The following is a 14,065-nucleotide window of genomic DNA, read 5'->3' as shown; positions in this document are numbered from 1 at the left end:
GAAGCGTGACCCTTTTCTACGCAAGTAGAGGAGGGTGGCACAGACCAGGGGGTAGCGACTGTTTATCAAAAACACAGGGCTCTGCGAAGTCGCAAGACGACGTATAGGGTCTGACGCCTGCCCGGTGCTGGAAGGTTAAGAGGAGGGGTGCAAGCTCTGAATCGAAGCCCCAGTAAACGGCGGCCGTAACTATAACGGTCCTAAGGTAGCGAAATTCCTTGTCGGGTAAGTTCCGACCTGCACGAATGGCGTAACGACTTCCCCGCTGTCTCCAGCATAGACTCAGTGAAATTGAATTCCCCGTGAAGATGCGGGGTTCCTGCGGTTAGACGGAAAGACCCCGTGCACCTTTACTATAGCTTTACATTGGCATTCGTAGTGGCATGTGTAGGATAGGTGGTAGGCTTTGAAACCTGGGCGCCAGCTCAGGTGGAGCCACCCTTGAAATACCACCCTTATTACTATGGATGTCTAACCGCGGCCCGTTATCCGGGTCCGGGACAATGTATGGTGGGTAGTTTGACTGGGGCGGTCGCCTCCTAAAGAGTAACGGAGGCGCGCGATGGTGGGCTCAGAACGGTCGGAAATCGTTCGCTGAGTGCAATGGCATAAGCCTGCCTGACTGCGAGACTGACAAGTCGAGCAGAGACGAAAGTCGGTCATAGTGATCCGGTGGTCCCGCGTGGAAGGGCCATCGCTCAACGGATAAAAGGTACGCCGGGGATAACAGGCTGATGACCCCCAAGAGTCCATATCGACGGGGTTGTTTGGCACCTCGATGTCGACTCATCGCATCCTGGGGCTGGAGCAGGTCCCAAGGGTATGGCTGTTCGCCATTTAAAGCGGTACGTGAGTTGGGTTCAGAACGTCGTGAGACAGTTCGGTCCCTATCTGCCGTGGGTGTAGGAATATTGAAAGGATCTGTCCCTAGTACGAGAGGACCGGGATGGACGGATCTCTGGTGGACCTGTTGTGGCGCCAGCCGCATAGCAGGGTAGCTATATCCGGACGGGATAACCGCTGAAGGCATCTAAGCGGGAAACCCACCTTAAAACGAGTATTCCCTGAGAACCGTGGAAGACGACCACGTTGATAGGCCGGGTGTGGAAGAGCGGCAACGCTTGAAGCTTACCGGTACTAATAGTTCGATCGGCTTGATCGTTCTCATTCCTTATGCCCATCGTGAATACGATGGTCTTGGCCAGCGCTCACGCATGAGCGGCCCTTACGGGCCTATGCTCCGCGAGGGCGCCGGACGACCGGCGACGCGCAGTCGCGCTTGCGGGCATCGCCCGAAGCAGTCTGCAAACAACGTCGCCTTGGCACGGAAAGACAGGAAAATGGCACAAAACGGATAGTGAGCCGGTACTTCCTACTCACTAGCCCCTATTGCCTGATCCCTAACCCAGCTTCTCGAATAACGTGCGTTTTGCCGACCTGGTGGTTATGGCGGAGCGGCTGCACCCGATCCCATTCCGAACTCGGCCGTGAAACGCTCCAGCGCTGATGGTACTTCGTCTCAAGACGCGGGAGAGTAGGTCGCTGCCAGGTCTGCCAAACGCACGTTAAACTCACATCCAGAATCAAAATGATCCTGGATGGGGAGAAATCTTCTCTCTGCGAACAGGCCCGCCAACGGGATCCCGGGCCGCGTAAGCGGCCCTTTCATTTGGCGACTGGCTTTCCAGGCAGCGATCGCTGCAACGGTTGACGCGGGGTGGAGCAGCCCGGTAGCTCGTCAGGCTCATAACCTGAAGGTCACAGGTTCAAATCCTGTCCCCGCAACCAAATACAAGAACAGCCCGGCCCAGCCCGGGCTGTTCTTGTATCTGGCTGACGGTGGCCATCGATTTGCTCCGGATCACGGGCCCGCAAGGACGCCTTAGCCGACGCCGCCGGGCAAAGACAAAAACAAAACCTCTCCCCAAACCAAAGACAAAACCCGCAGCCACAAAAGCCGACGGGATTTTGGTTTGAAGCGGCCAAGAGTTCTAGGAACCTTGATCCTGGAAGCGGTTCCAGGCGTGCATGCGGTTGGCGACCTGCACCGCGATCGGATGGAACGGGACCGGTTTCATGTTGGTGACCGGCAGCGGCATCTGCCCGTCCGTACGCCGGCCAGCGGCCCAGCGGCCAATGTCCTGGCCAAGCGACATCGAAAGTGCCACGCCGCGGCCGGAATAGACGCCACCAAACACAAGGCCGGGAGCCAGGCGATAGAGGCGCGGCCTGCGGTCGGGCACCACCGCGAAAGTCCCGTGCCAATATTCCACCATCTCCGGTTCGCCGCCAAACGCCGGAAATGCCTTGCCCAGCATGCGCGAGACCTTGGTCCGGCCGCGATCGGCTTCGTCAAACCAGAATGTATGCGTACCGCCGCTGACCAGCCGATTGTCGCGGTCATAGTGGAAATAGCGGATGTCGTTGCGCATGTCGGATACGGCCGGATTGCCGACCAGGATTTTCGCGCGCACGTCCTGCGGCAGCGGGTTGGTCGCCGCCTGGAACACCTTGAGCGGCACCAGCGTCTTCTTGAGCCCTGGCCAGATGTCGCCGGTCAGTGCGTTGGTCGCCAGCACGACCTCGGGTGCGGTGATGCTTCCCGACGCGGTAAAGACGCGCCAGCCGCCCTCCACCTTCTCGATGCGCGTTGCACGGGAGTTCTCGCAGATGGTCACGCCCTCGCGCTCCAGCGCGGCCGCGAGGCCGATGGTCATGGCAAACGGATTGATATGGCCCGAATTGTGAACCATCCAGCCGCCGAGATAGGGACTGCCGATGCGTGCGGTGGCTTCGGCGCGGTCAAGGCTGGAGACATTCGCGCCGAAGGCCTTCCATTCCTCGTAGAACTGCCGGGTGCGGGCAAGCGTCGCCTCGGTGTGGGCGGGCTGGATCCAGCCTTCCTGCACCTGGTGCGCATCGATGTTGAAGCGCTGCATCAGGCCGAAGGCCACACCCGCCGCATCCGCCACCATGCGGTTGTAGCGGGTACCTATGGTCTTTCCGTATGCCGCCTCGAACTCCGAAGGTGATGCCTTGGAATGGTGTGAAATGACGAGGCCGTTGTTGCGGCCGGAGGCCGCCGAACCGATCTCGTTGCCTTCGAGGAGGATGACATCGACGCCGCTGTCGCGCGCGCCGAGTGCCGCGGCCATGCCGGTGAAGCCCCCGCCGACGATCAGTACGTCGGTCTTCAAATCGCCCTGGAGCGCCGGCGCCGTCTGACGCAAATTTGCAGTCTTGCGCCAGAGATGCGGCGTCTTCCAGTCGACCTCAAACATGAAGAACGTCCGTGTTTGCCCCGCCGAGATAGTGCTCGCTCAACGCGGAATGCTCGGCCATTTCCTGTGCGGGGGCGTGAAGCTTCACCTTGCCCGTGTTCAGCAGATAGGCGTAATCGCCGCATTCAAGCGCGAGCTGAACGTTCTGCTCGACAAGCAGGATGGAAATGCCGTTGCGCGACAGGTCGAGGATGATGCGGAAGATCTGGTGAACGATCTTCGGGGCAAGGCCGAGGGACGGTTCGTCGAGCATCAGAAGTTTCGGCTCGGCCATCAGCGCCCGACCAATCGCAAGCATCTGCTGCTGGCCGCCGGACATGCGGCTTGCCATGCCATTGCGCCGCTCCTTCAGCACCGGAAAGAGATCGAAAGCCTCGGCGCGTAGCGCTTCAAAGCTCTTGCCGCCGCGGCCGATATGGGCGGCGACCAGGTTTTCTTCCACCGTCAGACGCTGGAAGATCTGGCGGCCTTCCGGGCAATGGGTGATGCCGAGACGCACGACCTGCTCCGGCCGCATGCCGGCGATGTCGCGCCCTTCGAAGGTGATGCTGCCGGCGGTCGGACGCGCAACGCCGGAGATGGAGTTGAGCAGCGTCGTCTTGCCGGCGCCATTCGGGCCGAGAACAACGACGATCTCGTGCGAATCGACGTCGATGTCTATGTCTTCAAGAACGCCGACGCGTCCGTATCCCGAGCTGAGCCCGGCGATCCTGAGCAGCGGCTCGGATGTCGTCGATGTCATTGGCGGTTCCCAGATAGGCGAGTTGGACGTCGGTGCTGGCCTGCACCTCGGCGGGTGTACCCTGAAAAAGCAGCTTTCCGTGATGCATGACGATGATGTTGTCGCAGAGCGCCATGACCAGATCCATGTCGTGCTCCACGATGATGGTGATCCGGTCGGGCGAGCGCTGGGCGGCGAGCCTGGCGGTCAATTCCGCCGTCTCGTGATGGTTCAGCCCGGCGGCGGGCTCGTCAAGCAGCAGCACACGCGGATTGCAAACCAGCGCGCGGGCGATTTCCAGCATGCGCTGCCGGCCATAAGGCAGGCTGCCTGCTTCCGCGTCGGCATGGCCTTGCAGATCGAAGAAACGCAGGATCTCCATGCATTTCTCGCGCCGATGGTCGCGCCGGGACGAGGCATAGGGCGGCCACAGCACTTCTTTCCAGGTGCCGCCGACATCGGTCGGGTAAAAGCAGACCTCGAGGTTTTCGAGCGCCGTCATCTGGTCGAAGAGACGGATGTTCTGGTACGTGCGGGCGACTCCGGAATTGGCGATCTGATATTTCTTGAGCTTGTCGAGGCGCTTTCCGTCGAGCACGATCGATCCGGAGGAGACGGTGTAGGAGCCGGCGGTCATGTTGATGAGCGTCGACTTGCCGGCGCCGTTGGGTCCGATCACTCCATGGATCAGTCCGGGAGCGAAAGAGGCCGTCACGTCGTCGATGGCGACGACCTGGCCATATTCCTTGCGCAGTCTGTCAAAGGCCAGGGTCATTTGCCGATCAGCCTCCGGATGAGCTTGTCTGGCCCGAAGCTGCGCGGAACGATGCCGGCCGGGCGCACGATGATCAGGAAGATCATCAACAGCCCGAGGAACAGGATGCGCCATTCGGCGAATTCGCGCAACACCTCCGGCAACAGGATCAGGATTGCCGCGCCGGCGACGATGCCGAGAATGTTGCCGATGCCGCCGACCACGATCATCAGCACGATCAGCACGGATTCCTGAAGCGTGAAACTTTCCGGGCTGACGAAGCGCTGGGAGGCACCGAAGATTGCTCCCGCGATCGAACCGATGGTCGCGGAGGTGGCGAAGGCGGCAAGCTTGGCGTTGGTCGTATTGATGCCGATACCGCGCGCGGCGTCCTGGTCTTCACGGATCGCTGCCCAGGCCTTGCCGAGGATGGAGCGCTCCAGCCGCCAGGCCACAAGTCCGGCCAGCAGCACGACAACAAGCAAGAGCCAGAAGAAATCGACGGGCCGCGCGATCTGGATGCCGAGGATCGAAGCCTTGTCGAGGCGGGCTATGCCCTTCGGCCCGCCGGTGAGCCAGTCGAGATTGTTGATGATGATGCGGACGATCTCGCCAAAGCCGAGTGTGACGATGGCAAGATAGTCGCCGCGCAGCCTCAACACCGGAATGCCAAGCAAAATGCCCGTGATCGCGCCGAGGCAGGCGGCGACGAGCAGAATGAGCAGGAAGGGCAAATGCAGGTCGAGCTGGGGGCTGGCGAGCAGTGCGTAGCTGTATGCGCCGACCGCATAAAAGGCGACGAAGCCGAGATCGAGCAAGCCGGTATAGCCGATGACGATGTTCAGGCCGATGCCGAGCAGAATGTAGATCAGCAGGCTGTCGATGACGCGGATGTAGTAGTTGGGCAGGAAGGGCGTCGCCGCGATCAGCGCGATCGCGATGGCAAAGACAAGGAGCGACAAGGCCCGGCTTGAACGCGGCCTGACGGCAGCGAGGGTCTCGGCGACGGACATCAGAATTCCCTCTTGTACACGATGCTTTCCTCGGACACGGCCTCGCCCAATATGCCGGCGGGACGAACGAGAAGCACGAGTATGAGGATGGCGAAGGTGAGCACGTCGCGATATTCAGTGCCCAGCACGCCATGGGTGACGACGGGCAGCAAGGCGGTTCCGCCAACTTCGACGAAAGCGAGGATGAAGGCGCCAAGCATGGCGCCGGGAATGGAGCCGATGCCGCCGAGGATCGCCGCGGTGAAGGCCTTCAGGCCAATGACGGCACCCATGGACGGCGACATGATGCCGTAATAGCTGGCATAGAGGATGCCGCCCGCCGCGCCGAGCAGCGGGCCGACGAAGAACACCATGGAGATCGCGCCGTTGACGTTGATGCCGAGAAGCTGTGCGGTCGGGCGGCTTTCCGAAACAGCGCGCACGATGATGCCGATACGGCTGCGGTTGACGAGGAAATAGAGGCCGAACATCAACACGAAGGCGGCAACCAGGATGCCGATCTGCATCGAGGTGATTGTGCCCCCCATCACCTCGTAACGGACGACGGGGAAGAAGCTCGGAAAGGCGACCGGCTGTGGCCCGGCAAGAATCTGTATGCCGGTGACCAGCGAGAGCGAAACGCCAAGCGAGGAGAGCATTGGCGCAAGCCGGGTGGAGTTTCTCAACGGCTTGTAGGCGACGCGTTCAATGCCGACGCCAATGAAGCCCACCAGGAAGATAGCCACGAGAAAGGCCACGGTAAGCGCGATCGCGCCCGCCATGCCGACATCGCCAACGAGCATGCTGAGGACCAGAAAGGCGACATAGGCACCGAGCATGAACATCTCGCCATGGGCGAAATTGATCATGCGCAACACGCCATAGACCATGGTGTAGCCGAGCGCGATCAACGCGTAGATCGAGCCGATGGTCAACGCGTTGACCGTCTGCTGAATGAGGTTTCCCAGCATGGGCTGGCGTCCTGTGCAATGAGTTCCGATCGACCGGTCGAACCGGCCATCGCATTCTTGTCAGGCGCGGCCGTCAGGAGGCAAGAGGAGCCGCCTTCAAAAGGCAGGCGGCTCCCGCGCCCGGCTGCTATTTTGAGCCGACAAGCTGGAAGGCCGAGCCCTCTACCTTGTAGAGGTAGGATGGGGCGACTTTGAGTTCGCCTGTGTCGTCGAATTCCAGTTCACCCACGGCGGTCTTGACCTTGACCGCGTGCAGCGCCGCGTTGATGTCCTCGCGCGTCAGGCCCTTGGTTGTCTTGAGCACCTGTTCGAGGATCTGTCCCTGCACATAGCCGTAGATCGAGTAGGGGCCGGCGTCCTCGCCATACTTGGCCTTGTAGAGCTTGGCGAAATCGGCGATCGCCGGTGAGGCATCCATCGGCGGCACCTGGATGGCGACGAGCGCGCCCTGGACGTTGGGCTCGCCAGCCTGCTTGATGAAGTCCGGTGTGTAGCCACCGTCGGGCACGATCAGCGTGGCAGTGATGCCTTGCTCATGCATCTGCTTTGCAAAGAGCGCGAGCTGCGGCATGACGGCACCGAGATAGATCACGTCGGGTTTCTTCGGCTTGATCTGCGCCAGCACGGCGGCGAAGTCCACGTCGCTCGGCGCGACGGCAATCGTGTCGAGGACCTTGCCGCCACCATCCTGGAAGTTCTTGGCGAAGATCTCGGATATTCCCTGCCCGAACACCTGCTTGTCGTTGACGATCAGGGCCGTCTTGGCGCCAAGCTTGCCGAGCGCGTATTCAGCCGGCAGCAGCGCGCCCGCCAGATCGTTCGCGACCGGGCGCACCATGAACTTGTAGCCCTGCTTGGTCAGCGAAGGGTTGGAGCCGAAGGTCATCGTCGGCAGCGTGCAATCCTCGTAGATCGGCAGGGTGGACTGGGCGACGCCGGAATTGAAGTTGACAAGGCCAAGCACCACCTGGGCATTGTCACAGAACTTCTGCGCCACGAGCGTTCCCTCGCGCGGATCTGCCTTGTCGTCTTCCTGCTCATAGGCAATGGTCACGCCATTGACCCCGCCTTCGGCGTTCAGCTTGTCGATATAGAGCTTGAAGCCGTTATGCCATGTGGTGCCGAAATAGGCCTGCGGGCCAGAGAGCGGAGCGGAGAGACCAATCGTGGTCTGCTCAGCCATGGCCGGGCCTGCGAACAGCGATGCTCCGAGAAGGAGCGTGGCGGTAAATTTCCTCATGATGGTTCCCCTTGGCTACTGGTCACGACAGGAGCGGCCGTTCCGGTCTTCTCTCCCTTGGAACCCATCGAAGCAGACAAAGAGACCGTCGTCAAGAAAGTGTCGACACTATTGCGTTCAATTTTGTGCTCAGATATCGATTATGCGTCGCGAGCCCGTCGCCGGCGCTTCAGGTCGGCGCCGTTGTCGGGCGCGAAAACCTTGAGCAGGGCGTCCTTGAGCGCCTGCTGCGTCGCGGAGACGGTCATTTCGATATGTTCGCGCAACAGTTTCGCGCCGTTCTCGGCATCCCTCTTGACGGCGGCTTCGACGATCGCCGAGTGAGAGGTGATCTGCGCCTTGTCATGCGAGGGGTGTTCGATTTGGATGCGGCGGATGAAGCGGATGCGCGCATTGATGGAGGCGAGCTGGCCGACAAGTTCCGGATTTCCGGACAGTTCGGCGATGAGCAGATGAAAGCCTTCGTCCTCGGCCAGGATGATGTCCGGCGGCTGGTCGCGATAGCCATCGACGATCGCCTCCCAGTACTGCCGCAAACGGTCGATCTCGCTGTCTTCCGCGCGCTCGCACATCAGCTTGAAAGCCGCGGATTCAATGATGGAGCGCAGTTCGTAAAGGTCGAGCAGACCCTCGGTGCTGAGGCTCCTGACAAAGAAACCGCGATTGGGCGTGAGCGAAACGAAGCCCTCGGAAGCGAGCCGGTTCAGCGCCTCGCGGATCGGCGTGCGCGACACGCCGAGGCTGCGCGAAAGCTGGACCTCGTTGATGCGTTCGCCAGGCTTCAGCTTGAACTCGACCAGAAGCTTGCGGATGGTGGTGTAAGCGCGCTCGCTGCTGTCGGCACTGCGGCGCGTTTCGGCCTCGTTCGCAAGGGACGGGTCGCTGTCGGCGCTGGTCTCGGCTCTTTCGGTCATGAAGATTCCAATCTGATTTGTCTGCAGGCTGTGTCGACACTTTACGGTGCCTCTTTCTTTCCCAACTTCACGGGAATGGCAAGCCGCAGGTTGCAACCGGGGAGACGACGATGATCATAGGCATACTTGGCGTCGGGCACCTGGCGGCGTCCATGCTGGCTGGCTTCCTGCGTTCCGGGCTCGACCCTGAAACGATCCTGTTGTCGCCGCGCGGCAAGGCCGCGGCGCTTGCCGCACAGCATGGCTTTCGGCTGGCGACCGGCAATCGCGATCTCGTCGAGCGGGCCGATGTCGTGATTCTCGCCGTACGGCCGGCTCAAGCGCCGGAGACGGTCATGGGCCTGCCCTGGCGCGAGGGGCAGCTTGTGGTTTCGGTTTGCGCCGGCGTGCCGCTGTCACGGCTCGAGGTCGCGCCCGCGCGCGCCGTGCGCGCCATGCCGTTCACCGCCTCCGAGATTGCCGCCAGTCCGACAGTCTATTTCCCCGACCTCGAGCGGGCGCGGGCAGTTCTCGACCGGCTCGGCCCCGCGATCGCTCTCGCCAGCGAAGCGGACTTCGAAGTGGCGACGGTCAGCGCCGCCGTCTATGGCTGGGCGCAGGATCTGATCCGCAAGACGGCCGATTGGTCGAGTTCCGAAGGTCTCGATCCGGCAGTCGCCCGCCGGCTGACGGCCTTGACCTTCGTGGCTGCCGGGCGGCTTCTCGCGGAGAAGAGCGAACCGATGGACCAGATGCTCGAAGAGCTGGTGACACCGGGTGGCATCACCGAGCGGGGCCTGCAAGTTCTTTCGGCGCGTAGCGTGCCGGCAGCCTGGGAGGAAGCTTGCGCGACGGTGCTCGACAAATTGACAGGGCAAGGCTGATGAGCGGCGTCGCTGACGCCACGCGCGTTCACCGCTGCGGCGCGGGCGGATAGACCTGGCCGCCGGCTGCCTGTTCGCTTGGCGCGACGGTCAGTTCGGCGATGTCGACATGGTCCGGCATCCGCAGCGCGGCGACAAGCACCGCGGCAATGTCCGCCGGGCCGAGCGGCCGCTGATCGGAGTACATGCGTTTGCGCAGGCCTTCGCGGTCGCCGTCGAAGGCCTTCAGATAGAAGTCCGTTTCCACACGGCCAGGCGCGATCTCGGTCAGCCGCACGCCCGTGCCCGCGAGATCGAAGCGCAGGATGCGGCCGGCCTGGGAGAGGCCGGCCTTGGCCGCACCATAGGCTGTCGTGCCGGGAAAGACGGCGCTGGCCGCCGTGCTGGTCAGGTTGAAGACGTGGCCACGCTTGCGTGCGATCATGCCCGGCAGCAACAGGCGGATGAGCTGCAACGGCGCGGTGAGGTTAAGCGCCACCACCTCGGCTGTCTCTTCAGCGCTTTGCTCATGAAGGGGGCGCACGGTCGCCAGACCGCCGGCATTGTTGACCAGCACGTCGATTTCCGTCGAACCGAGTGCGGAGGCGATCGCTTCGATGTCGCGTACATCGGCGACAAGCGGCTTGACGCTTGGTCCGAGCCGCGCCTGCAGGACCTGCAGTGCGTCGTGGTTGCGCGCCAGCGCATGGACGGTCAATCCTTCCATGACCAGGCTCTCGACGATCGCCGCGCCGATGCCCTTCGAGGCACCGGTCACGAGGGCAGTACGGTAGTTCATTGCCGTTCTCCTGAACCGTGACGATTAGAGCGCGCCGCGTTCGGCCACCGTTTTCAGAATGCCGACCAGGCCAGCCTCCCGCGCTGCCTTCAGGTCGTCCTGGCTGCGTCCGTCCACCGCCGCATTTGTCGAAGCCGTGATCGCGCGGATCGTCTCATCATCGAGCTTCGCGTCGAGCAGCGTGTCCCAGATCGCCTGATAGGTCGGGCCATATTTGCGCAGGAAATCCTCGATGCCATCGGCGTTGAGGCTGTTGGAAATGAACGAGCCTTGCAGGGTCCATTTCGCGCCCGGCCCATACATGAAGGCACGATCCACGTCCTCGACGGAGGCGACGCCGTCGCGCACCAGCGCGATTGCCTCGCGCCACATCGCACCCATCAGGCGCAGGGCGATATGGCCGGTCACTTCCCGGTTGAGCGTCACCGGCTTCTTGCCGATTGCTTCATAGATGGCGCGTGCCCGGGCGATGGCTTGCGGATCGGTCGCCTTGCCGCCGACGATCTCGACCAGGGGCATCAGATGCGCCGGGTTGAAAGGATGACCGAGCACGATGCGGCCGGGCCGGCGGCACTCGCCCTGCATGTCGGACACCAGCAGGGCCGAGGAGGAGGAAGCAATGACGACCTCATCACCGACATGGCCTTCGATCTCGGCCAGCAGCCGGCGCTTGAGCGGCAGATCTTCCGGGCCGTTCTCCTGCACGAAATCGACGCCTTCGAGCGTCTCGGCGAGTGTCGGGAAAATACGGATGGCACCGGGCGTGGACGAGGCCCCCTTCAACGCGTCGAGATCGGCCATCAGCGCAGGCAGCGTCTCGCTGAAAGCGGCCTCGCGCCGCTCCGTCGGGTCGAACACGCGCACCGCGTGACCAGCATGGGCAAAGCAAGCCGTCCAGCGCTGCCCGATCACGCCAAAACCGACAATGCCGATGGTCAGCTTTTCCATTACTCGGCCCTCCTTCCGTCAAGCGCGGCGCGGAAGGCCTCGTTGAGGTCGTTCCACGGGATGAGAAGATCGAGCCAGGCGCCGATCCGCCCGGCAACCAGGATCGCCTCGTCGATCAGGGCATCGAAAGGACAGCCGTCGCCCATCGCCGCCTTGAGCCGGAAAAGCAGGGCCGGCGTTTCCTCCATGTGGCAGAAGTCGCGCAGGCGGGTTGCGGTCTTGTCGAGCGCCAGCGCGGCCACCTGGCGCAGCACCACCTCGTCCTTTCTGCCGCGCTCGGCGCGTATCCACCACAGCAATTCGTGCAGCACCCGCGCTTCCGACTCGGCGGTGAAGACAGGACCCGCAGGGTGCATGATGGCGCGCGAGGCGGTGACCCGGCTGATGTCGGCGGGACATGCCGCCCACAGTGCCTTGCGCGCGGCGATGATATCCCGCGGCAGCGGCGATGGCGCCAACGGCCCCGGCGCGCTGCCATCCGATCTGCCAAGTGTGCCTTCCAGGATGCGGCGGCCCTGGTCCCGCTTCAGTGTCGCGGCAAGCTCGGCAATGCCTTCCACCGGCGCGTCGAGATGGCCGAGAACGGTGATCTCGGCATTTTCCGCTTGGAGCGGCGCGAAGGTGATTTCGAGGAACTGCCGCACCGGCCAGTAGATGAAGGCGCCGGCGGCCGCGGCAAGCACATGCGTTGCCCCCTCCAGATCCTCGACAAAGGGGGCATGCCAATAAATATGGCTGCCGGCGATCTTGGGCGTATGGAGTTGCAGGCGCATGGGCAGGACCGAAAGCAGCGCACGGCGGGTGCGCTCGGCATCGCCGGTGAGGCGCAGCGGCCAGCTGCGCCCCTCGGCAGAGAAAATCAGATCCATCTTACTTTCCGGGATTGAAGAAGGAGACGGGTTTGAGAATCTGGTTGCGCATGTCGAGAAGGTAGTCGGTCTCGATCACCTTGCGTCGATAGGCCTGCCATTCGGGATCGGCTTCCATGCGGTCGCGCCGCTCTTCCCGATCGGCAAGGCTATCATATTTCCACAGATGCACGGTGCGCGAGAGGTCGCCGATATGAGTCTGGAAGAAGCCGAAGGGCTCGCCCAGATAATGTCGCTGCATCGGCAGGCCGACCTCCTCGTAGAGCGTGAGGAAATGCGACAGCTTGTTTGGACGGGCGGTGTAGGTGCGATGGTCGAAGATCATCCTGGGCACTCCTTCTGGCATCCTGCTCCGGCGTCCTTGACGCCGGCGTAACGTGGTCTTGTCTACCTCCCGCGACCGACCCGCGGGATCAATCGAACTGCCGGCTCAGCCGGCGCTCCGCACGGTCTCGGAGATCAGCCGGGCTGTGAGCGCCGGCGCTTCTATCTGCGCTACATGGCCAATGCCATCGAGAAGATGAACGGCGGCGAAGCCCGGCGCGCGGGCCGCATGGGCGACCGGGATGACGCGATCGAGCCTGCCCCAGATCAGCCGTGTCGGTACGTCGAGTTCGGCGAGCGCGTTCGCCAGGTCGAAGCCCTGGGTGCCGTCCGGGAACAGGCTTTCGGCCATCGCCGCGAGTGCATCGCGGTTGCCGGTCTTTTCGATCTGTCGCAGCGCGGCCTGCGCATAGCCAGCGGGCAAGACCGAGGGGTCGCCGACCATGACGGCCAGCCACCGCTCCAGCGCCGGGACGGTCGTCACACGGGTAAGCCCGGCAATAAAACCGGTATTGATCTCGGGGCCAAGCCCGCCGGGTGCGAGAAGCGTGACTGAGTGCACGGCGAGACGGCCGAGCCGGGCGAGCGCGAGAGCCGCCGCACCTCCGAGAGAATGGCCAACGAGATGGGCATTGCCCACGCCCATAGCCTCCAGCCGGTCGGAGAGGAGGAAAGCGATCTCTTCGATGCTGCTCGCCGTCGTGGCGGCTTCACTGCCGTGGCCGGGCAGGTCGAGGCTGATTGTCTCGATTCCCGACCCGAGCAGCGGAACGACCTGCCGCCACACGGAGCGATCCGCCCCGAAGCCATGGATGAAAACCACCGGCACGGCTTGTCTGGCCAACGTCGGCGCGGCAACAGACGATGTCTGGCCCGGGGCCGGCGTCCGTTGGACCTCGGCATCCCGTTCGTTCGTGCGGGCGGCAAGGGTGGCATCGATGTCGCGCTTCTTGATGCGTCCGTGGGGACCGCTTCCCGAAATGGTGGCAAGGTCGAGCCCGGCCGCGGCGGCAAGTCGCCGGGCAAGTGGGCTGGCGATCGGGCGGCTGCCGGGCTGCCGGTCGGGGAAAGGGGCTTCACTCGCCGCAAGCTCGCGCGGATTGGACTGCGCAGCGGTTGCGACGGCCGGCGCGAGCGAGGCGGGCTGGCCAACCATGGGCTTCTCGTCCGCGATCGCGCCAAGCACGGCGCCCACCGGCGCTTCCTGCCCCTCGGCGAAGAAGATTTCCGCCAGCCATCCATCGCGGTCGGCTTCGATTTCGGTCGCCGCCTTGGCGGTCTCGACGGTGACGACGAGATCGCCGGCCTTGACCGGATCGCCTGGCTTCACCGCCCAGGCGATCACCAGCACGGCTTCCATATATTCGCCGCCGGCGCTGTCGATCGTGATCGGATGGGCCACCATCGCCG

At 63.1% G+C, this 14,065-nt stretch carries 13 protein-coding genes, 1 tRNA gene and 2 rRNA genes (1 of these 16 cut by a window edge); 4 read left to right on the top strand and 12 right to left on the bottom strand.

Going from position 1 to position 14,065, the window contains the following annotated elements; all coding sequences use genetic code 11:
* From NR193_RS15705 to NR193_RS15695, 3 genes are all read left to right on the top strand, one after another.
* Positions 1-1,162 (top strand): 23S ribosomal RNA (locus tag NR193_RS15705); it begins 1,706 nt to the left of the window's first position.
* A gap of 274 nt (positions 1,163-1,436) precedes the next feature.
* Positions 1,437-1,551 (top strand): 5S ribosomal RNA (gene rrf / locus NR193_RS15700).
* A gap of 160 nt (positions 1,552-1,711) precedes the next feature.
* Positions 1,712-1,788, top strand: a tRNA-Met gene (locus tag NR193_RS15695).
* Positions 1,789-1,991: 203 nt separating this feature from the next.
* On the opposite strand, the gene NR193_RS15690 is transcribed toward NR193_RS15695, so the two are convergent.
* The 7 genes from NR193_RS15690 to NR193_RS15660 form a co-directional block, all read right to left on the bottom strand.
* Positions 1,992-3,281 (bottom strand): FAD-binding oxidoreductase, encoded by a 1,290-nt coding sequence (locus tag NR193_RS15690; protein WP_256751711.1) that lies wholly within the window; start codon positions 3,279-3,281, stop codon positions 1,992-1,994.
* Positions 3,274-4,023, bottom strand: a complete 750-nt coding sequence (locus tag NR193_RS15685; RefSeq protein ID WP_256751710.1) for an ABC transporter ATP-binding protein — start codon at positions 4,021-4,023, stop codon at positions 3,274-3,276. The genes NR193_RS15690 and NR193_RS15685 overlap by 8 nt, the downstream gene beginning before the upstream one ends.
* Entirely contained in the window at positions 3,947-4,777 is an 831-nt protein-coding gene (locus NR193_RS15680) for an ABC transporter ATP-binding protein (protein ID WP_256751709.1), read from the bottom strand. Before NR193_RS15680 ends, NR193_RS15685 begins: the two co-directional genes overlap by 77 nt.
* Positions 4,774-5,769 (bottom strand): branched-chain amino acid ABC transporter permease, encoded by a 996-nt coding sequence (locus tag NR193_RS15675; RefSeq protein ID WP_256751708.1) that lies wholly within the window; start codon positions 5,767-5,769, stop codon positions 4,774-4,776. Before NR193_RS15675 ends, NR193_RS15680 begins: the two co-directional genes overlap by 4 nt.
* A complete protein-coding gene (locus tag NR193_RS15670) occupies positions 5,769-6,719 on the bottom strand; it encodes a branched-chain amino acid ABC transporter permease (RefSeq protein WP_256751707.1) in 951 nt (316 codons plus the stop codon). Before NR193_RS15670 ends, NR193_RS15675 begins: the two co-directional genes overlap by 1 nt.
* 127 nt (positions 6,720-6,846) lie before the next feature.
* Positions 6,847-7,959, bottom strand: coding sequence for a branched-chain amino acid ABC transporter substrate-binding protein (locus NR193_RS15665; protein ID WP_091583548.1), 1,113 nt, complete (start codon positions 7,957-7,959; stop codon positions 6,847-6,849).
* Between the two features lie 140 nt (positions 7,960-8,099).
* Positions 8,100-8,873, bottom strand: coding sequence for a GntR family transcriptional regulator (locus NR193_RS15660; RefSeq protein WP_091583545.1), 774 nt, complete (start codon positions 8,871-8,873; stop codon positions 8,100-8,102).
* A 110-nt stretch (positions 8,874-8,983) separates the two neighbouring features.
* Here NR193_RS15660 and NR193_RS15655 point away from each other — a divergent pair, with 110 nt between their 5' ends.
* Complete coding sequence (locus NR193_RS15655; protein WP_256751706.1) at positions 8,984-9,736, top strand: pyrroline-5-carboxylate reductase; 753 nt, start codon at positions 8,984-8,986, stop codon at positions 9,734-9,736.
* Positions 9,737-9,764: 28 nt separating this feature from the next.
* On the opposite strand, the gene NR193_RS15650 is transcribed toward NR193_RS15655, so the two are convergent.
* The 5 genes from NR193_RS15650 to NR193_RS15630 all read right to left on the bottom strand — a co-directional run bounded on the left by NR193_RS15650 (position 9,765) and on the right by NR193_RS15630 (position 14,060).
* Positions 9,765-10,514: an SDR family oxidoreductase gene (locus NR193_RS15650; protein WP_256751705.1), complete on the bottom strand. Its 750-nt coding sequence runs from the start codon at positions 10,512-10,514 to the stop codon at positions 9,765-9,767.
* A gap of 24 nt (positions 10,515-10,538) precedes the next feature.
* The gene (locus NR193_RS15645; RefSeq protein ID WP_256751704.1) at positions 10,539-11,462 is read right to left on the bottom strand and encodes a 3-hydroxyacyl-CoA dehydrogenase NAD-binding domain-containing protein; all 924 of its coding nucleotides are present in this window, start codon (positions 11,460-11,462) and stop codon (positions 10,539-10,541) included.
* Entirely contained in the window at positions 11,462-12,331 is an 870-nt protein-coding gene (locus NR193_RS15640) for a hypothetical protein (protein ID WP_256751703.1), read from the bottom strand. The genes NR193_RS15645 and NR193_RS15640 overlap by 1 nt, the downstream gene beginning before the upstream one ends.
* Before the next feature lies 1 nt (position 12,332).
* Positions 12,333-12,656, bottom strand: a complete 324-nt coding sequence (locus tag NR193_RS15635; RefSeq protein ID WP_256751702.1) for an NIPSNAP family protein — start codon at positions 12,654-12,656, stop codon at positions 12,333-12,335.
* 105 nt (positions 12,657-12,761) lie between these two features.
* Positions 12,762-14,060, bottom strand: coding sequence for an alpha/beta fold hydrolase (locus tag NR193_RS15630; RefSeq protein WP_256751701.1), 1,299 nt, complete (start codon positions 14,058-14,060; stop codon positions 12,762-12,764).
* Positions 14,061-14,065: the final 5 nt, after the last annotated feature.

This window comes from Mesorhizobium sp. Mes31, from assembly GCF_024519675.1.
GTDB lineage: Bacteria > Pseudomonadota > Alphaproteobacteria > Rhizobiales > Rhizobiaceae > Mesorhizobium.
The sequence above is the reverse complement of the archived record's forward strand: the minus strand, read 5'-3'. Positions and strand labels throughout refer to the sequence as shown.